Raw genomic sequence first — 18,400 nt, 5'->3', positions numbered from 1 at the left:
CATGACGATTCCGACGCCGTACGCCGAGCTGGAACCTGTTCGCTGGCGCAACATCTTGGCCAAGGGAGCGATCTACCACGCGTTGCGTACGCGGCTGGTGGCCCTCGGCGACCTGCTCGAGCAGGGAGGACCGGTCCAGGGTGCGTTCATCGACCTGGCGATGCACGTCGCCGATTGCGCCGCCTGCGACCTCGACGACGAGGAGACCGTGAGGCGGGTGGTCGCCGCGTGGGATGCCGTGCTCACTAACAGATTGGGAATGGCCCAGCTTGAGGATGACGTCCGCGAGTTGTTGACGGCGGCCCGCGCGTTGGCTCACGACGCCTGCGCCACCGACCCGTTCCGGCGCATGTTCGAGCGGATCAACGACCGTGCCCGGGTGATCTACGGTGAGGGGTGGCGCCCGCCGACGCTGGGGCTCGCGCACATCCTCGGCCATCCCCGAAGCGCCACGCCCAAAGATGATCCGTACGTCGTCACCGCCATGTGCACGCCCTCGTCGGGAGACGCCGACATCGCCGCGGTTCAGTTGCTGATCTGCTGCGACGAATTCGGCCCGGCGGCCTACGCCGCGGTGCCCAGCCTGTTGGTCCACGAGCTCGTCTGTCACGTTGCCGCCAAGCAGGACCTGGTAAAGAACGACTCCGTCTTCGCCGAAGGGTTGATGGACTGGGCGGCCTACTACTACCTCGACATGTGGGCCAGCGGAATCGACCCGGGTCTGTCACAGGCGGCTCGGATGCACGCGCAGAAGCTGCGCGATCTCCTGGTCAAGCACGGGACCGCAGCGGGTCGGGCTCGCCGGTTGGGGCACGCCGGCGCGGAGACCCTGCGCACCTGGTTCGAATGCGAGGTCGGCTGTGATGCCGACGAGGCCAAGGCAACTGTGTCGTGGTTGGCGGTCAGGTTGAACCAGGTGGATCGACCACTGGTCGAGAAAGAGGTGTTCGTCACCAAGTTGAGCGACCCGATGCCGCCCGACCTGGAGAACGCCTTGAGGATGTGGGACGCAGACCGTGACACCGAGGCTCTGCTCGCGGCAGCGGTCGCGACATGACCGCGTCGCGGGTGCTCTCGGCAGCCGCGGCGCTGCGAGAGTTCGACCTCGACCAGGTCGCTGCATTCTGCGACGAACCGCACGACGTCATCGTCGCCGTCCTCACCGAGGCTTCGAGTTGTGTCCAGCGGGTCGGGGAGGCGGATGACCGGTGGCGAGTCATCGACCAGAAAGGGCTGCGCCGCCGCAGCCGCGCCCTCGGCGCCTCCGAACAGACGTCCGTCGCGCGGCCCCGCTTCCGGCCAACCGACGATCTGGCCGAGACCCGGCTACGTTACGCGGAGGAGTCGCTGTTGAGCTGGGACGACCAGCGCCCGTACGAGGAGCGCCGGCTGCAGTTGATGGCCACGACGAACGCTCTGCAGCAGGCGGCAGCGGGCATGTCCTCGACGCCCCGCGTGTGGTGGAAGGTCGAGATCGCGCCGGGCAGCCTGGTCCTGGAAAACCTGGACGTCGACGCGGTCACGCTGACCCGCCTGCAGGTCGCCGAAGCGGTAGCCTGCCTGACCAAACAGGGTCTGTACGGGCAGGACCCGGACCCGCGCGACATCGTCGCGTCCGCGAGACGACTGCAGGTCCGTGCTCGCGACGTCGACCTCCAGCTGATGTCCGGCCTGGTGGGGCGGTTCGTCGATCTGGTGCTGGCGCTGGCCGTGCCGACCTCGGACTGGGCAGCGCCGGGTCGTCTGGTCGCCACCACGGCGATTCACCGGGTACGGGCAGAGGTCCGCAAGAGCCCCGTCACCGGTCTGGACGGGCTGATCCCGGTGGTGGAGGGCATCGGCGGCGACCGCGCACCGTCGCCGGGGCTGTTCGAGGAGCTGGACGTGCTGCCCGCGGGTTGCCGTCACGTAGTCGTCTACACCGAGCTGTTGGAGCTGCTGCCCCGACACTTCGAGTACCGCGCGAGCAAGAGCCGCCTGCTGGGCACACTCACCGAGGCGGTCGCCGCGCCCGACACGGCCGATCAGCTCCGCAGCCATGCGTCTTGGCTGGAGCAGGATCTGATCCAGTGCCCATACGGCAGCGATAACGCGCTCATCGGCTCCGCGGTGCACACGCTGCAGCAGATCGCCGAGTACGGCGCCCGCGACGACACCAGCCTGATCGGGCGCTCGGATCGACGGTGCAGCGCGCTGCTTCGGCTCGCCGAGGTCACCGTAGGATGAGCGCGCTCTCCGTAGCGACCGCCAAACCGCCGCTGCATTACTGGCTCCGACGCCTGAGCCAGATCGCGCTCGGAGACCCGCCGGGTTCGGTCGCCGACGCTGCCGAACTGATCGGTCGCGCGACGGGTTCGCGCGGAACTGTCCTCTGGGAGTCCCCGCAGTCCTCCGACGACGCCGGCGAGCTCTGCGTGCTCGCCGCCTGGCGGCATGCGGGCGGGCCGAGGCTGAACGAGACGACGCTGCGACCCGACCAGGTGACCCGGGAGGCGGACCTGCGGCGGACGCTGGCGCTCCCGAAGCGCGTCGGAGTTTCGCTGATGAGCTTGAGCGTGGACGGTGCACTCCCGGTGGACTATGCCGACGGCTCCCGAGGAGTGGTGACGTTGTGTGGCGCCGGCGAGCTGTCGGGTGCCGCCTTCGATACCGCCACCGAGTTGCTCACGATCCTGCCGGAGGTCTTCACGGTGATCCGGGAACGCCGGACGCTGGCCCTGGTCAACGCATCCGACGACATCCTCCACCAGGCCGATCTCGCCTCCGCCAGTCAGCCGCTGACCCGCGAGGAACTGCTCGACTACTTCGACCAGGTGTGCGCCAAGTTGAGCGAGGCGCTGCACGGTGCGCAGATCTCCCTCGACCTGCGGGAGCGCGAGCTCGACGTGCTCCGCGGGTACGCGGTCGGCGGCCCGACCGAGCGCCGGTCCGACTGGGCAGCGGTCGACGCGACCGAGGCGCGCCGGCCTTCCCCGAAGCCGGATGCGGTGGGGATCTCGGAGCCACTGATCAACGGCAACCACGTCTGGGGAGTGCTCGGTTGCAGGCCGGTGCCCGGACCGCCCGCCTACTTCACCCACTCCGAACGCTCCCTGCTGAGGCCGGTCGCGGCGCAGCTCGCGCGCTACTGGGAGAACTGGCTGAACCGTCGAGCGATCTTCGAGGAGAACGAGTCCTGGCGGCATTTGGCGGACGGCATCACCGACTTCAACAAGACGCTGGCAGACGCGCTGCGGCGGGGCGGGGCGGCCACGGACCGTCAGGCCGACGTTGTCGCCGCAGCCCTGCGGGTCGCCAACAGTGTCGTCCCCGCCGCGACCGCCAGCGCTGTCTACATCGCGCCGAGGGGCCGCCCACCAGCCGTGAGCGGGCGGGGAGAGCGGCCGTCGTCGGCCCTGGCCTGCGTCGGCGAATGTCATGACGTCAGCCCGGCCGCACGCGCTCAGGCCGAGACGGCGTACCTGTCGCGGACCCAGCGAACGACGGACGGCACATCCCCGCAAGTCGGCGACGGGTCGGACAGCGGCTGGATCGTGAGCACGCCGATCTGCGTCGGGCACCAGGCGTACGGCGCGTTGGCCGCCGAGGGGCCGGGGGCTGTGCCGCCGCCGAATTCCGCGCAGGTCTATGACATCCTCAGCGACCAGCTCGGCCTCTACGGCCATCTTGCGCACACCATGGACGAGCTGAAGGCGGCGCAGCGCGAGCTGAAGGCGAACCTCGCCGAGCAGGCCGGGGCGATGGAGGATCTCAAGCACCAGCTCGTCAGCCCGCTGCGGGCAGCCACCGATCGGACAGATCTGGTGCTGCGTCGCGGGCGGTTCGACAGCAAGACCCAGCGCGAGCTCGAGGCGGCCCGCGGGCTGTGCCGCAAGGCCAGTCGGGTCGCCATGTCCGCGGGCGTGTTCGCCACGCTCAGCAAGGGTCGACTGCCGAACCCGCGGACCGAACTGCTCGGCAGCGGCGATCTGCAGCGGATGCTGATCGCGGCCGCGGCTGACTGCCAGATCCTGAGCGACCCCGATCTGCACCGGCGTTTCACCGTGGACCGGGCCTCGGTGGACGGCCTGGGCCGGCAATGCGTGCAGGCCGACAGCTCGTTCCTGCAGCAGTGCGTCGGCAACCTGCTCGACAATGCCGACAAGTACAGCTACCCCGAGACCGAAGTGATCGTGACGGCCGCGGTGACGGGCCCGCAGTTCGCGATCAAGGTCGCCAGCACCGGCGTACCGCTGCCGTTGGACGACCGACCGCGCTGTCTGGAGCGCAACTGGCGGGGCGAGGCCGCGCGCAGACTGACCGGCGAAGGCTCCGGCATCGGTCTGTGGATCGTGGACCATCTCATGAAGTCGATGAAGGGGCGAGTCGAGCTCGAGCCCGCCGGCGAGTCCCTCACCGTCGCCCTGATCTTGCCCATGTCCTAGCCGAGTTCGAGGAGGCTCCCGTGGCACCACATTTCGTGATCGTCGAGGACGACCACTTGCAGAAGGGTCCGCTGGAGGACCGCCTGAAACTGACCTTCGCCGACGCCGAGGTGACGACCCTCAGCTCGGAGTACCAGTTCCGCGAGCATCTCACGACGATGCGGGAATCGCCTCCCGACCTGGTGCTGCTGGACGTGATGCTGCGCTGGACGTTGCCGGCACCGAACGCGCCGGCGCCGCCGCCCGAGGTTGCCGAGGGCGGCTACTACCGCGCCGGGCTGCGCTGCGCGAATCTCCTACAGGCGGACGAGAGGCTACGCAAGGTCCCCGTGATCTTGTACACGATCCTCGAACGCAGCGACCTGGAGCGCGACAACCAGGCGCTGCCGGCGAACAGCGGCTACGTGGGCAAGAGCGGCGACGTCGAGGTGCTGCTCCGCAAGGTTCGTGACCTGATCGGCTGACTGCGCCGCGCGCGCCCGCTCTCCCCCGCCCAATGTCGAGCTAAAGCTCTCCGGGCCCAATGTCGAGCTAAAGCTCTCCGGGCCCAATGTCGAGCTAAAGCTCTCCGGGCCCAATGTCGAGCTAAAGCTCTCCGGCGTCCATCGCGTCTTTGACCTCCTGCGCATGCGCCACCTGCTGCGAGGAGTACCCGATGAACAGCGCCACCGCTCCGACCATCAGCGCCACTGCGGCGACCCACAGCAGCCCGTAGGTGTAGCCGGCGTCGAGCGCGGCGAGCTGGGCGTCATTCATGTTCTTCACCGGGCCGGTGGTGCCACCCAGATACAGGGTGCGCGAGGTGATGACGGCCTGAATGATCGCGAGCACAACAGGACCGCCCAGATTCTGCAGCATGAGCGCGATCGCCGAGACGGGGCCGATTCGGTCGAACCCGACGCCCGCGATCGCCGACAGCATCAGCGGCACGACGATCAGCCCGATACCGATACCACCGACCACGATCGGGATCACGAGATTCGGGAAGTAAGGGATGCCGCGATTGAGCGTGGAGCCGTAGATCATCGCGCCGAGCACCAGCACGCCGCCGATGATCACCATCACCCGCGGCGGAAGGTTCGACACCAGCTGCGACGACACGCCAAGACCGATGCCCATCGCGATGACGAACGGGATGAAGCCGATACCGGCGCGCAGCGCGCTGTAACCCATGATGTCCTGCACGTACAGGCCGATCAGCACGGTCAGCGTGAAGAGCACGCCGCCGGCCAGGAAGATGGCCGCGAACGTCGCCACCCGGTTGCGGTCGCGGAACAGATCGAAGGGCACGACGGGGTTCTCGGCTGTGCGCTCGACCATGACGAACGCGAGCAGGGCCACCATCGCGGCCAGCCCCGAGCCCAGGGTGACCGGCGACAGCCAGCCGTGCTCCGGCCCCATCGAGAACCCGAACACCGCGGCCGTGCAGCCCACGGTGGCCAGGATGGCGCCGGTGGCGTCGAGCTTCATCCGCTCCCGGTGCGTCTCGCGCAGCGTGGTGGTCGCCAGATAGATCATCAACACGCCGATCGGCACGTTGACCAGGAACGCCAGCCGCCACGACAGTTCGGTGAGCGCACCGCCGACGACCAGGCCCATCACCGAACCGACGGCGGTCATCGCACCGAAAACGGCGGTTGCCGCGTTGCGGGCGGGGCCCTTCGGGAACGTGGTCGCGACCAGGGCCAGCCCGGTCGGAGAAGCGATGGCGGCGCCGACACCCTGCAGCAACCTGGCGATCACCAGCGTCGCCTCATCCCACGCGGCCCCGCACAGGATCGAGGCGATGGTGAACAGCGCGACGCCGACGATGAAGGTGCGTTTGCGACCGATGGTGTCGCCGAGGCGTCCACCCAGCAGCATCAACCCGCCGAAGGTCAGAACGTAGGCGGTGATCACCCAGCTCCGGCCGGCGTCCGACAGACTGAGTTCGTCCTGGATCTTGGGGAGCGCGACGATTGCGACGGTGCTGTCCATCGTGGCCAGCAACTGCATGCCGCCGATCGCGACCACCGCGGCGATGAACCGCCGGGAGGGAAGCCAGTCGGGGAACCTGCCATTCCGCGGCACCGACGGGCGGTCCACGCGCCCCGGAAGCGAACCGTTCGCTCCGCCTGCGGCGTCTCGATACATAGCGGCTCGCTCCGCGTCGTTGAGAGCGGTCATAGCGAGTTACCTTACAGTACTCTTAAGAATCCTTTAACCGCCGAAGGCCGCCACCGGCCCGATGACGATGATCGCGGGCGGCCGGATTCCCTCGGATCGGATCGCCTCCGGCGCGTCCCGCAGGGTTGCCCGCAAACTTCGCTCGGCCGATGTCGTCCCGTGCTGTACGACGAGCACCGGCGTATCCGCAGGTCGTCCCCCATCGAGCAGCGCCTGGGTGAAGAGTTCGACCCGCTCGACGGCCATCAGCAACACGATCGTCCCCGACATCGCGGCCAGCGCATTCCAATTCACTAACGATTCGGGGTGACCGGGCGCCACGTGGCCGCTGACCACCACAAACTCATGCGTGACGGCGCGATGGGTGACCGGAACGCCTGCGAGCGCGGGCACCGCTATGGCACTTGTCACACCCGGCACGACGGTGACCGAAACACCGGCATCCACACACGCGAGCACCTCTTCGTATCCGCGCGCGAACACGAACGGATCGCCGCCCTTCAGCCGCACCACGAACTTGCCCTCCCGGGCCCGGTCGATGAGCACCTGATTGATCGCGTCCTGCGCCATCGCCCGGCCGTAGGGGATCTTGGCGGCATCGATGACCTCGACGTGGGGCGCCAGTTCGGCGAGCAGCTCCTGCGGCGCCAACCGGTCGGCGACCACGACGTCGGCCTGCGCCAGCAGCCGGCGGCCGCGCACGGTGATCAGTTCGGGATCCCCGGGGCCGCCGCCGACCAGGGCCACGCCGGGTTGCGTGGTCACCGCGGCCTCGGCAGTGATGACGCCGCGCTGCAGCGCCTCGTGGATCGCGGATCGGATGGCGGCAGACCGGCGGTGCTCACCCCCGGCCAGCACACCGACCGACAGACCCTCGTAGTCGAACGACGCGGGCGTGACGGCGCTGCCCTCGCGGGCGGCGTCGGCCCGGACGCAGAAGATGGCCCTGGATTCCGCCTCGGCGACGACGGCGGCGTTCACATCGGGGTCGTCGGTGGCGGCGATGGCGTACCAGGCGCCCGTCAGATCCCCCTCGCGGTAGTCCCGCAGGGTGAGGGTGAGGCCGGCGATCGCCTCCACCACCGGGGTCGCGGCGCGGGTGATGACGTGAACGTCGGCGCCGCTGGCGATGAGCAGGGGCAGCCGGCGCTGTGCGACGGAGCCTCCCCCGACGACCACGACCTTCCTGCCCGATAGCCGGAGGCCGACCAGGTACGCGTTCTCCGATGTTCCCGATGTCCCCGATGTCCCCGATGGCTCCGATGACATCATGGTTGCTCGCGTCCGCTCCTCACCCGGCGAGCTTAGAGGCTGCGGCGGCGCTCACGAAGCGGGCCACCGCTTGCGGGTGCGCCGCCGGGTGGGTGTGGACATAACCGGCGTGCACGCCGCCGTGGACGGCGCCGTCCTCGACGACGTTCCCGTCGGCACCGCGGAAGACCCAGGCAGGCGGGTAGACCTTGGTGAACTCCACCGTGGTGCGGTGGAACTCGTGTCCGACGGCGCGCTCACCCACGGTGTGCAGCGGCGAGTCGGCCACCGCGATCGCCTCGCGGTAGCCGAGGGTGAGCCGTTCGGTGAACCGGGCAGATCCCGACAGCACCCCGCACATCGGGTGGCCGTCGAGGTCGTCGACGAGATAGGTGAGTCCCGCGCATTCCGCGTGCACCGGCGCGCCCGCCCCCGCCAATGCGCCGATCTGGCGGCGCACACCGTCATTGGCGGACAACTCGGCCGCGAACTGTTCGGGGAATCCGCCGGGCAGCACGACGGCACCGGTCCCGGGGGGCAGGGCATCGACGAGCGGGTCGAAGGCGACGACATCGGCGCCTGCCGAATGCAGCAGTTCGGCGTGCTCGGCATAGCCGAAGCTGAAGGCCGGGCCCGCGGCCATCGCGACCGTCACCTGGCGCGGCACGGGTTCGGTGGCTGTCGGATCCCAGGGCGCCGCTGTCACGCGTCCCCCCGCCGCCGCCAGCACACCGGCGAGGTCGACATGACGTCGGACGAGGTCCGTCATCGCCTCGATCGCGACGCGGGCCCGGTCCCCGTATTCGACGGCCGTGATGAGCCCGAGATGGCGCGACGGCACGCTGAGGACGTCGGTGCGCGGCAGCGCACCGAGGACGGGCACACCCGCGTGCGCGCACGCCTGGCGCAGCACATCCTCGTGGCGCGGCGTGCCGACCCGGTTGAGGATGACACCCGCGATGCGAACCGACGGGTCGAACGTCGAGAACCCGTGCAGCAGCGCCGCGATGCTGTGGCTCTGGCCGCGCGCGTCGACGACGAGGATCACGGCGGCGCCAAGCAGCGCCGCGACGTGTGCGGTGGATCCCCGTGCGGTGCCGCCGCCGCCGGGTTCGATGCGCCCGTCGAACAGACCCATCACACCCTCGACCACCGCGATGTCGGCGCCCGCGCTGCCGTGCCGGTACAGCGGGCCGATGAGCTCCTCGCCGACCATCACCGGATCGAGGTTGCGGCCGGGTCTGCCCGACGCCAGCGCGTGGTAGCCCGGATCGATGAAATCGGGCCCGACCTTGAACGGGGCGACGGCGTTGCCCGCGCGCCGCAGTGCACCCATCAAACCGGTCGCCACGGTGGTCTTTCCGCTGCCCGATGCGGGCGCGGCGATGACCACGGCGGGCGCGCTCACCCGGCCACCCTCGCAATCGCGCCCGGCCAACGGGTCACCACTCGATTCCCCTCTGGCCCTTACGGCCCGCATCCATCGGGTGCTTGATCTTCGTCATCTCGGTGACCAGGTCGGCGGCGTCGAGCAGTGCGGGCGGCGCGTCGCGGCCGGTGATCACCACATGCTGAGCGCCCGGGCGGGCCGTCAACGTCGCGATGACGTCCTCCACGTCGACCCAGCCCCATTTGAGCGGATAGGTGAACTCGTCGAGCACATAGAAATCGTGGCGCTGCGCCACCAGCCGGTCGGCGATCTCGGCCCAGCCGTCGGCGGCGGCCGCGGCGTGGTCCACGTCGGTGCCGTGCTTGCGCGACCACGACCAGCCCGCACCCATCTTGTGCCACTCGACGGGGCCACCGACCCCGCGCTCGTCGTACAACCTGCCGAGTTCGCGGAAGGCGGCCTCCTCGCCCACCTTCCACTTGGCGCTCTTGACGAACTGGAACACCGCGATGTCGAATCCCTGATTCCACGCCCGCAGCGCCATTCCGAACGCCGCGGTCGACTTCCCCTTGCCGGCACCAGTGTGGACGGCCAGCAACGGTGCGTTGCGGCGGGCGCGGGTGGTCAGCCCGTCTTCGGGGACGATGAGCGGTTGACCCTTCGGCATCGGCGGGCCCTCACGCAGCGCCGCGGTCGGCCTGCGACCGGACCAGCGCGGTCAGATCGTCGGCCCGCAGCGCCGCCAACTGGATCGACGGCGCCGCAAGCTGTTCGGCCAGCTGCGTAGCCAATCCCAAACGCACATACGACGTTTCGCAGTCCACCACGACCGCGGCCGCACCCTCGGCGACGAGCCGGGCGGCCGCCACCCGCGTGCGGCCGAGCGGATCGGGGCCACCGGTCGCGCGCCCGTCCGTCAGTACCACCACCAGGCTTCGGCGCGCCCGGTCCCTGACCTTCTCCCGGACGACGACATCGCGGGCGGCCTGCAGACCGTGGGCCAGCGGGGTTTTGCCGCCGGTGTCGAAGCGGGCCAGCCTGCGGCTGGCGATATACACCGACGACGTCGGCGGCAGCAGCAGCCGCGCCTGGTCCTGGCGGAACGTGATGACGGCGACCTTGTCGCGGCGCTGGTACGCGTCCCGCAGCAGCGACAGCGTGGCACCGGTGACCGCCGACATCCTGTCCCGCGCGGCCATCGATCCCGACGCGTCGACCACGAAGATCACCAGGTTTCCCTCACGGCCTTCGCGCACCGCGCGGCGCACATCGTCGATACCGGGTCGCGGCCTGCCCGGTACCCGCTGCCGCGCGGCCGAGGCCAACAGGGTGCCGAACACGTGCACGCCATGGCCCGACTCCGGTTGCGCGGTGGCCGACACGACGGTGCCGGTGCGGTTGCGCGCCCGCGACCGCCGGCCGGGCGCGCCCGCGCCGACCCCGGGCACCACCAGTGATTTGGTCCGAAACAGCGCCGACGGCGGTGCGCTCTGGCGCGTCTGGGATGACGAATTACGTTGTGGGACAGCTGGGACAGCTGGGACAGCACCGCCGGTGCTGTCGGATTCAAGGCTCGATCCCCCGCCTGGCGGATCGGGGTCGGGCTCGGGCTCGTCAGGCGCTTCGGTGGCGTCGCCCGCCTGCTTCAGCGCGTCGTCGAGTCGCTCGGGGTCCAGCCCGGGATCGTCGAAGGGGTCGCGGCGGCGCCGGTGCGGCAGGGCCAGCTCTGCGGCCACCCGGATGTCCTGCTCGGTGACGGAAATCGTTGCGCCCGCGCGACTTTCGGATGCGCGCCAGGCCGCATGGGCGACCGCTGTGCGCGCGACGACGAGGTCCGCGCGCATCCCGTCCACGTCGAACGCCGCGCACAACGCGGCGATGCGACGCAACTCGCCGTCCGGCAATTCGACGCCTACGAGCAGCGCGCGCGCCGCCGCGATGCGGCGGCCGAGTTCGGCGTCGTCGGCGGCGTAGCGGGACGCGAACCCGGCCGGGTCGGCTTCATAGGCCATCCGCTGGCGGATGACCTCGGCGCGGACGTCGATGTCGCGGGAGGCGTGCACGTCGACGGTGAGGCCGAACCGGTCCAGCAGCTGGGGCCGAAGCTCGCCCTCCTCCGGGTTCATGGTGCCGATCAGCACGAACCGGGCGTCGTGAGAGTGCGAGATGCCGTCGCGTTCGACGTGCACCCGGCCCATCGCCGCGGCATCCAACAGCACATCCACCAGATGGTCGTGCAGCAGGTTGACCTCGTCGACGTAGAGCACCCCGCCGTGCGCCCTGGCCAACAGGCCGGGTGAGAAGGCGTGCTCACCGTCGCGCAGCACCTTCTGCAGGTCCAGCGAACCGACGACGCGGTCCTCCGTCGCGCCGATCGGCAGCTCGACCAGCCGGGCGTTGTCGACGGCGGCCAGCACCTGGGCCAGCGCGCGCACCGCGGTGGACTTCGCGGTGCCCTTCTCGCCACGGATCAGCACCCCGCCGATGTCGGGCCGCACCGCGCACAGCACCAGCGCGAGCCGAAGCCGATCGTGGCCGACGATGGCGCTGAACGGGTAGCCGGGTGTCACCGCTGCTCGCCGTCACCTGCGCGGCGCACCATCGGCACATGCGGTATCCCGTCGTCGAGGAATTCGTCGCCGTCAGGGGTGAATCCGAGGATTGCGTACATGTCGGCCAGGTAGGTCTGCGCGTTCACCCGGCACGGGTAGTTGCCCACCTCGGCCAGCGCCGCCCGCAGCAGCCGCGCGGCGTGGCCTTGCCCACGAGCGGACCGTTTGGTGCAGACCCGCCCGATGCGGAACTCCTTCTCCCCGCCGGGATGTTCCTCCATCAATCGCAGCGTCGTGATGACTTCGCCGTCATCGCCTTCCAGCCAGAAGTGCCGCGTCTCGGCCAGCAGGTCGCGACCGTCGAGCTCCGGGTAAGGCGTGGCCTGCTCGACGACGAACACCTCGATTCGCAACTTCAGCAATTCGTAGAGCGTCGCGGCATCGAGATCCTTCGCCCAGCTACGTCGCAATGAGACCGTCATAGGCAAGAAACCGTCAGGACGTCTCGGCGATATGAGCCGTCCCAGCCGTGGATTCCCGAGTCGCAGGGACGCCGTTCGCCGGTGCGTCCAGCCGCAGCACCTTGGTGCCCCAGTCCCAGACTTCGCTGAACAACGCGGGCTCGTTCGACAGCGCTGTGCCCAGCGACGGCACCATCTCCTTGAGCTTGGGCAGCCAGGACTGATAGCGGTCCCCGAAGCAACGCTCCATCACGTCGAGCATGGCGGGCACCGCCGTCGACGCCCCGGGTGACGCGCCGAGCAGTCCGGCGATGCTGCCGTCGGCGGCGGCGATGACGGTGGTGCCGAACTCGAGCACGCCGCCCTTGCCCTTGCGCCGGATGACCTGCACCCGCTGGCCGGCGACCTCGATCTCCCAGTCCGAATCGACTGCGCTGGGGGCGAATTCACGCAGCGCGTCGACACGGGCGGCCTCGCTGAGCGCCAGCTGGCCGACCAGATACTTGACCAGCCCCATCTCGGAGAGGCCCACGCCCAGCATCGACGCCAGGTTGTCGGGTTTTACCGAGAACGGCAGATCGGTGACCTTGCCCTGCTTGAGGAACTTCGGCGACCAGCCGGCGAACGGCCCGAACAGCAGCGCCGACTTCCCATTGACCACGCGGGTGTCCAGGTGGGGTACCGACATCGGAGGCGCACCCAGCGGCGGCGCGCCGTACACCTTGGCCTGGTGGGCCGCCGTCAGCTTCGGATTGCCGGTGCGCAGGAACTGTCCTCCGACCGGGAAGCCGCCGAATCCCTTGACCTCCGCGATCCCCGACTTCTGCAGCAGCGCCAGCGCCCCGCCGCCCGCGCCGACGAAGACGAACCGGGTCTGGATCTTGCGCTTGAGACCGGTGCGGCGGTTGACGCACTTGACCGTCCAACCGTCGGACTGCTTGTCGAGGTCGGTCACCTCGTGCCCGAACAGGGTGTCCATGCCGCGCCCGGCGGTGTAGGCGATCAGCTGACGTGACAGCGAACCGAAGTCGACGTCGGTGCCGTCCTGTGTCCAGTTCAGCGCGACCGGTTCGGAGAAGTCGCGCTTCTCGGCCATCAGCGGCAGGCGGCGGGCGAACTCGTCCTTGTCGTCGATGTACTCCATGGTGGCGAACAGTGGGTTGGCTGCGAGCGTGTCGCGGCGGCGTTTGAGGTAGTCGGACGTGCCCTCACCGTGCACGAAACTGACGTGCGGGATGGGGTTGAGGAAGCTGCGGACGTCGGGCAGCACCCCGTTCTCCACGGCGTACGCCCAGAACTGCCGCGACACCTGGAACTGCTCGTTGACGTTGACGGCCTTGGCGATGTCGATCGTGCCGTCCTTGCGCTGGGGCGTGTAGTTGAGCTCGCACAGCGCGGAGTGACCGGTGCCCGCGTTGTTCCACGGGTCGCTGCTCTCGGCGGCGGCGCCGTCGAGACGCTCCACCATCGTGATCGTCCAGTCCGGCTCCAGCAGCCGCAGCAGTGCCCCCAGGGTGGCACTCATGACGCCGGCTCCGATAAGCACTACGTCGCTTTTGATATTGGCTACCTGAGGCTCAGACACCGGATCGTTGGTCCTTCGTGGTCGCGCGGTCCGTCAGCACGGCTTACCTACGGCTACTGAAGCACAAGGTTATCCCGAGGGTGACGGAGCCAACGTGCCGACCGTAGTCCGGCTCGTATCACGGACACCGGAACGCCCGCGGGTGAACCGATAAAGTGACGGGTGTGACGCCTTGGGAGCCTGGGTGGGAGCCCGATGTGCTGCCCGGCTACTGGCGGCACACCATGGCGCTGGGCCCCGATCCGGACGGTGAGGGCGCACTCGAGGCCACCCTCGTCCGGCGCGGCGACCCCGAACCGCGGGCGACCCGCGCGGTGCTGGTGGTGCACGGATTCACCGACTACTTCTTCCACACCGAGCTGGCCGACCATTTCGGCGACCGCGAGTTCGCCGTATACGCACTGGACCTGCACAAATGCGGACGCTCGCGGCGCGAGGGCCAGACCCCGCACTTCACCACCGACCTGGCCCGCTACGACACCGAACTGGAGCGGGCCGTCGAGATCATCGCCTCCGAGAGCGGTCAACCGCCCGTTCTGATCTACGGACACTCCGCGGGCGGCCTGATCGTGTCGTTGTGGCTGGACCGGGTGCGGCGCAACCGACGCAGCGCCGCGCAGCACATCAGCGGACTTGTGCTCAACAGCCCGTGGCTGGACCTGCACGGACCCGCGGTGTTGCGCACCGCGGGCGCGTCCGCGGCCATCGGGACGGTCTCTCGGATCCGCAAGCGGCTGGTGGTGCGCGCCCCCGTTCCGGAGGGCGGTTACGGCTCCACGTTGCACCGCGACTTCTACGGCGAGTTCGAATACAACCTGGAGTGGAAACCGATCGGCGGTTTCCCGGTCACCTTCGGCTGGCTGAACGCGATCCGCCGGGGTCAGGCCCGGCTGCATCGCGGCCTCGACGTCGGTGTGCCCAATCTCATACTCCGCTCAGATCACAGTGTGAGCGAAAGCGCCGATGGCGCTGCGCTGCAGCGTGGCGATGCGGTGCTCGACGTCACCCAGATCGCGCGCTGGGCGGGCTGCATCGGCAACCGGACCACCCTGGTGCCGATCGCCGACGCCAAACACGACGTGTTCCTGTCACTGGCCGAACCGCGGCGCGCCGCATACCGCGAACTCGACCGCTGGTTGGATTGGTACGTCGATTGGCTGAACACCGGCACGCAGACCCGAATCGAACGGAGATGACGGCATGGACCACTTCGATATCGCGATCATCGGCACCGGCTCGGGCAACAGCATCCTCGACGACCGCTACACGAGCAAGCGGGTGGCGATCTGCGAGCAGGGCACGTTCGGCGGGACCTGTCTGAACGTCGGCTGCATCCCGACCAAGATGTTCGTCTACGCCGCCGAGGTGGCTCACACCGTGCGCGACGCCGCCCGGTTCGGGGTCGACACGCACATCGACGGCGTCCGCTGGGGCGACATCGTGTCCCGCGTCTTCGGCCGGATCGACCCGATCGCGTTGAGCGGCGAGCGCTACCGGCGTTCTTCGCCGAATGTGACGGTGTTCGCCAGCCATACCCGTTTCGGGCCGACCCGGCCTGACGGGCGGCACATGCTGCGCACCGAGGACGGTGACGAGTTCACCGCGGATCAGGTGGTGATCGCGGCCGGTTCGCGTGCCATGGTGCCGGAGGACATCCTCCGGTCGGGAGTGAGCTATCACACCAGCGACACGATCATGCGGATCGCCGAGGTGCCCGAGCATCTGGTGATCGTCGGCGGTGGGTTTGTGGCCGCCGAATTCGCGCACGTCTTCTCCTCGCTGGGCTCCCGGGTGACCTTCGTTATTCGCGGGTCGACGCTGCTGACCAACTGTGACGACGACATCTGCGAACGCTTCACCGATGTGGCGTCGAAGAAGTGGGAGATCCGCAACCAGCACACCGTCGCCGGCGCGACCCAGGACGGCTCGGGTGTGACGCTTCGGCTCGACGACGGCTCAACGGTGCGGGCCGACACCCTGCTGGTCGCCACCGGCCGCATCCCCAACGGCGACCAACTCGACGCCGAATTGGCCGGCGTGAAGGTCCAGGACGGGCTCGTCGCCGTCGACGAATATCAGCGCACCACCGCGCGCAATATCTTCGCGCTGGGCGACGTGTCCTCGCCCTACCAGCTCAAACACGTCGCCAATCACGAGGCCCGGGTGGTCCGCAACAACCTGCTCGCCGACTGGGACGACACCGACGCGCTGATGCCCTCCGACCACCGATACGTGCCGTCGGCGGTGTTCACCGAACCGCAGATCGCCAGCGTCGGGCTGACCGAGAACCAGGCCAGGGCGGCCGGCTACCGGACCAAGGCCAAGATCCAGGACTACGCCGACGTCGCCTACGGCTGGGCGATGGAGGACACCATCGGGATCTGCAAGATCGTGGTCGACGACGACACCGGCCTGATCCTCGGTGCACACATCATGGGGCATCAGGCGTCGTCGCTGCTCCAGCCGATCATCCAGGCGATGAGCTTCGGGCTGCCGGCCCAGGAGATGGCGCGCGGCCAGTACTGGATCCACCCCGCGCTGCCCGAGGTGATCGAGAACGCGCTGCTGGCGCTGTGTGGAGAGCCGCCCTGGCCTCGCGCCCGGCGGCACTGATCCTGTCGGGCGGGCACCGAGATTGGCGCCATGCCACCGGGCTACTAGCCCGTGTAGTAGCCGGGTAGTGTCCGGCAGGTGGATGAACCGAGGTCACGCGCGCGCTTGTGGCGCGGCACCTTGGTGGGAGCCTGCGCGGCCGATCTGACGATCGGCGCGCACGCCGCCGCGGGCGGCCCTCTGCCAGATGGTCCGACACTCGCCCTCGCCGTCTCGGCTTCCTCGGTGGCAGGCGCGGCCGTCGCGGATGCGCCGCTGGACGGCAGTCGCGCTCGCGTCCTCGGCATCGCCGGTGCGCTGTGTGCGGCGAACGTAACGCCAGGGCGGAAACCGCCCCGGATCAGCGCCGTGCCGTTACGTTCGGCGACATCCGACACTGAAGTCTTGTCATCTGGACACCGGTTCGGCGCTACCGGCGTCCTACGTGCTGCCGCTCTCGCGACGCGGCCACCACGTCGAAGCCCCACGGCAGTTCGAGCCGGTGCGCAGAAAGCAGCGCGGCATCGCCGAGGATCGTCGCAATGTCGCCGTCGGCCACCACAACCCCGTGGTCGACGACGATGGCACGCCGGCACAGCTGTGCCGCATAGGGCAGATCATGGGTGACGATCAACATCGTCGCATCAAGCCCCAGAAGGGTTTCCGCCAGTTCGCGCCGCGCGACCGGGTCGAGGTTGGCCGACGGCTCATCGAGCACAAGGACCTCCGCATCGCAGGCCAGCACCGTGGCCAGCGCGGCCCGCCGGCGCTGACCGCCCGACAGGTGCGCCGGGCTGCGGTCGGCCAGGTCGGCTAGCGAGACGGTTTCCAGCGCCCGGTGCACCCGGGCGGCCAACGCCTCACCCTTCAGCCCGAAGTTCGCGGGGCCGAAGGCGACGTCCTGCGCGACCGTGGGCATGAACAGTTGATCGTCGGGGTCCTGGAACACCAGGCCGACCCGTCGCCTCACTTCGCGAAGGTTCTTGCGGTTCACCGGGATACCGGCGATCTCGATCGACCCCGAGGTGCCCGTCAGCACGCCGTTGAGGTGCAGCATAAGCGTCGTCTTGCCCGCGCCGTTGGGGCCTAGCACCGCCACCCGCTCACCGGTCTCGACCGTCAGGTCGATGCCATCCAGTGCCTTGTGCCCGTCAGGATAGGCATAGCGCAGCCCGCTGACCCGGATCGCCGGCGGACTCACCGCACCACCCATGCCGACGATGCGACGAGGACGGCGGCGGCGGCGGGCAGCAGGGCCGTGAACCATTGCCGTACAGAGGCTTCCGCGGTGCCACCCGCGCCGATCGCCAACTGTGGAATCTTGCCCTGATAACCCCTTGACAACATCGCCAGGTACACCCGTTCGCCCCGCTCGTACGAGCGCAGAAACAGCGCCCCAACAGATTTTGCGATCGCGCCGACCTGATGCAGGGTGCGCGGCGAGTCGCCGCGCGACACCCGCGCCATCCGCATCCGGCTCGCTTCGGCCGACAGCACGTCGATGTAGCGGATCATCAGGACCAGCACTGAGATGACGATCGCGGGCACACCCAGCCTGCTCAGGCCAAGGGGTAGCTCCCCGGCGGTCGTCGTGGCGGCCACTGTCAGCGAGGCGGCCACCCCCAGTGTCCCCTTGATGACGATCCCCCACGCCGCGTACAGGCCCGCCACCGAAAGGTGCATGCCGGCCACCTCTATCCGCTCCCCACCCTCGGAGAACGGCAACAGCACTGCGAGCACGAGGAAAGGCGCCTCGATGAGCATCCGCGGCAGGATCCACCGCAGCGGGATCTGCGCCACCCGCCACACCGCGAGGACGATCAGAACGTAGATGCCGAACGGCCAGAACAACTCCCGCGGTGTCGCCACGACGGCGAGGACGAACACCACCAGGCAGACGATCTTGACCTCGGCCGGTGCGCGATGCACCGGGGAGGCGCTATCGCGATACAGCGGATGAGAGTGGCCGGCGCCCACCG

15 protein-coding genes are annotated in these 18,400 nt (G+C 69.1%); 6 read left to right on the top strand and 9 right to left on the bottom strand.

Features of this window, described 5'->3' with window-relative positions; translation table 11 throughout:
• Nucleotide 1: 1 nt before the first annotated feature.
• From ADBZ6K_RS13415 to ADBZ6K_RS13400, 4 genes are read left to right on the top strand one after another with little or no spacing between them, the layout of a single operon-like run.
• The gene (locus ADBZ6K_RS13415; RefSeq protein WP_526347380.1) at nucleotides 2-1,057 is read left to right on the top strand and encodes a hypothetical protein; all 1,056 of its coding nucleotides are present in this window, start codon (nucleotides 2-4) and stop codon (nucleotides 1,055-1,057) included.
• Nucleotides 1,054-2,226 (top strand): hypothetical protein, encoded by a 1,173-nt coding sequence (locus ADBZ6K_RS13410; RefSeq protein ID WP_526347378.1) that lies wholly within the window; start codon nucleotides 1,054-1,056, stop codon nucleotides 2,224-2,226. Before ADBZ6K_RS13415 ends, ADBZ6K_RS13410 begins: the two co-directional genes overlap by 4 nt.
• The gene (locus ADBZ6K_RS13405; protein WP_526347376.1) at nucleotides 2,223-4,424 is read left to right on the top strand and encodes a sensor histidine kinase; all 2,202 of its coding nucleotides are present in this window, start codon (nucleotides 2,223-2,225) and stop codon (nucleotides 4,422-4,424) included. The genes ADBZ6K_RS13410 and ADBZ6K_RS13405 overlap by 4 nt, the downstream gene beginning before the upstream one ends.
• Nucleotides 4,425-4,444: 20 nt before the next feature.
• Nucleotides 4,445-4,888 carry a PleD family two-component system response regulator gene (locus ADBZ6K_RS13400; protein WP_526347374.1) on the top strand — a complete coding sequence of 148 codons (444 nt, stop codon included), beginning with the start codon at nucleotides 4,445-4,447 and terminating at the stop codon, nucleotides 4,886-4,888.
• 121 nt (nucleotides 4,889-5,009) lie between these two features.
• Here the strand turns inward: ADBZ6K_RS13400 and ADBZ6K_RS13395 are convergent, their stop codons facing one another.
• Genes ADBZ6K_RS13395 through mqo form a run of 7 tightly spaced genes read right to left on the bottom strand, consistent with a single transcriptional unit; the run spans nucleotide 5,010 to nucleotide 13,829 of the window.
• On the bottom strand, nucleotides 5,010-6,590 hold the full coding sequence (locus tag ADBZ6K_RS13395; RefSeq protein ID WP_526347372.1) for an MFS transporter: 1,581 nt from the start codon (nucleotides 6,588-6,590) through the stop codon (nucleotides 5,010-5,012).
• Between the two features lie 33 nt (nucleotides 6,591-6,623).
• Nucleotides 6,624-7,859, bottom strand: coding sequence for a uroporphyrinogen-III C-methyltransferase (gene cobA, locus ADBZ6K_RS13390; RefSeq protein WP_526347564.1), 1,236 nt, complete (start codon nucleotides 7,857-7,859; stop codon nucleotides 6,624-6,626).
• Nucleotides 7,860-7,881: 22 nt separating this feature from the next.
• Nucleotides 7,882-9,249 (bottom strand): cobyrinic acid a,c-diamide synthase CobB, encoded by a 1,368-nt coding sequence (locus ADBZ6K_RS13385; protein WP_526347370.1) that lies wholly within the window; start codon nucleotides 9,247-9,249, stop codon nucleotides 7,882-7,884.
• 34 nt (nucleotides 9,250-9,283) lie between these two features.
• The gene (gene cobO / locus ADBZ6K_RS13380) at nucleotides 9,284-9,898 is read right to left on the bottom strand and encodes a cob(I)yrinic acid a,c-diamide adenosyltransferase (protein ID WP_526347368.1); all 615 of its coding nucleotides are present in this window, start codon (nucleotides 9,896-9,898) and stop codon (nucleotides 9,284-9,286) included.
• Between the two features lie 10 nt (nucleotides 9,899-9,908).
• A complete protein-coding gene (locus ADBZ6K_RS13375; protein WP_526347366.1) occupies nucleotides 9,909-11,801 on the bottom strand; it encodes a magnesium chelatase subunit D family protein in 1,893 nt (630 codons plus the stop codon).
• Nucleotides 11,798-12,265 (bottom strand): GNAT family N-acetyltransferase, encoded by a 468-nt coding sequence (locus tag ADBZ6K_RS13370; RefSeq protein WP_526347364.1) that lies wholly within the window; start codon nucleotides 12,263-12,265, stop codon nucleotides 11,798-11,800. Before ADBZ6K_RS13370 ends, ADBZ6K_RS13375 begins: the two co-directional genes overlap by 4 nt.
• Nucleotides 12,266-12,278: 13 nt before the next feature.
• Entirely contained in the window at nucleotides 12,279-13,829 is a 1,551-nt protein-coding gene (gene mqo, locus ADBZ6K_RS13365) for a malate dehydrogenase (quinone) (protein ID WP_526347362.1), read from the bottom strand.
• A gap of 224 nt (nucleotides 13,830-14,053) precedes the next feature.
• Between mqo and ADBZ6K_RS13360 the strand changes: the two genes are divergently transcribed.
• Together ADBZ6K_RS13360 and mtr are read left to right on the top strand one after the other, a co-directional pair.
• Nucleotides 14,054-15,025: an alpha/beta hydrolase gene (locus ADBZ6K_RS13360; protein ID WP_526347562.1), complete on the top strand. Its 972-nt coding sequence runs from the start codon at nucleotides 14,054-14,056 to the stop codon at nucleotides 15,023-15,025.
• 4 nt (nucleotides 15,026-15,029) lie between these two features.
• The gene (gene mtr, locus ADBZ6K_RS13355) at nucleotides 15,030-16,442 is read left to right on the top strand and encodes a mycothione reductase (RefSeq protein ID WP_526347360.1); all 1,413 of its coding nucleotides are present in this window, start codon (nucleotides 15,030-15,032) and stop codon (nucleotides 16,440-16,442) included.
• 409 nt (nucleotides 16,443-16,851) lie between these two features.
• Here mtr and ADBZ6K_RS13350 read toward each other — a convergent pair whose 3' ends face one another.
• A complete protein-coding gene (locus ADBZ6K_RS13350; RefSeq protein WP_526347358.1) occupies nucleotides 16,852-17,634 on the bottom strand; it encodes an energy-coupling factor ABC transporter ATP-binding protein in 783 nt (260 codons plus the stop codon).
• The gene (gene cbiQ / locus ADBZ6K_RS13345) at nucleotides 17,619-18,398 is read right to left on the bottom strand and encodes a cobalt ECF transporter T component CbiQ (RefSeq protein ID WP_526347356.1); all 780 of its coding nucleotides are present in this window, start codon (nucleotides 18,396-18,398) and stop codon (nucleotides 17,619-17,621) included. The genes ADBZ6K_RS13350 and cbiQ overlap by 16 nt, the downstream gene beginning before the upstream one ends.
• Nucleotides 18,399-18,400: the final 2 nt, after the last annotated feature.

This window comes from Mycobacterium sp. (assembly GCF_044223235.1).
GTDB lineage: Bacteria > Actinomycetota > Actinomycetes > Mycobacteriales > Mycobacteriaceae > Mycobacterium.
This window is presented reverse-complemented; position numbering and strand designations above follow the sequence as displayed.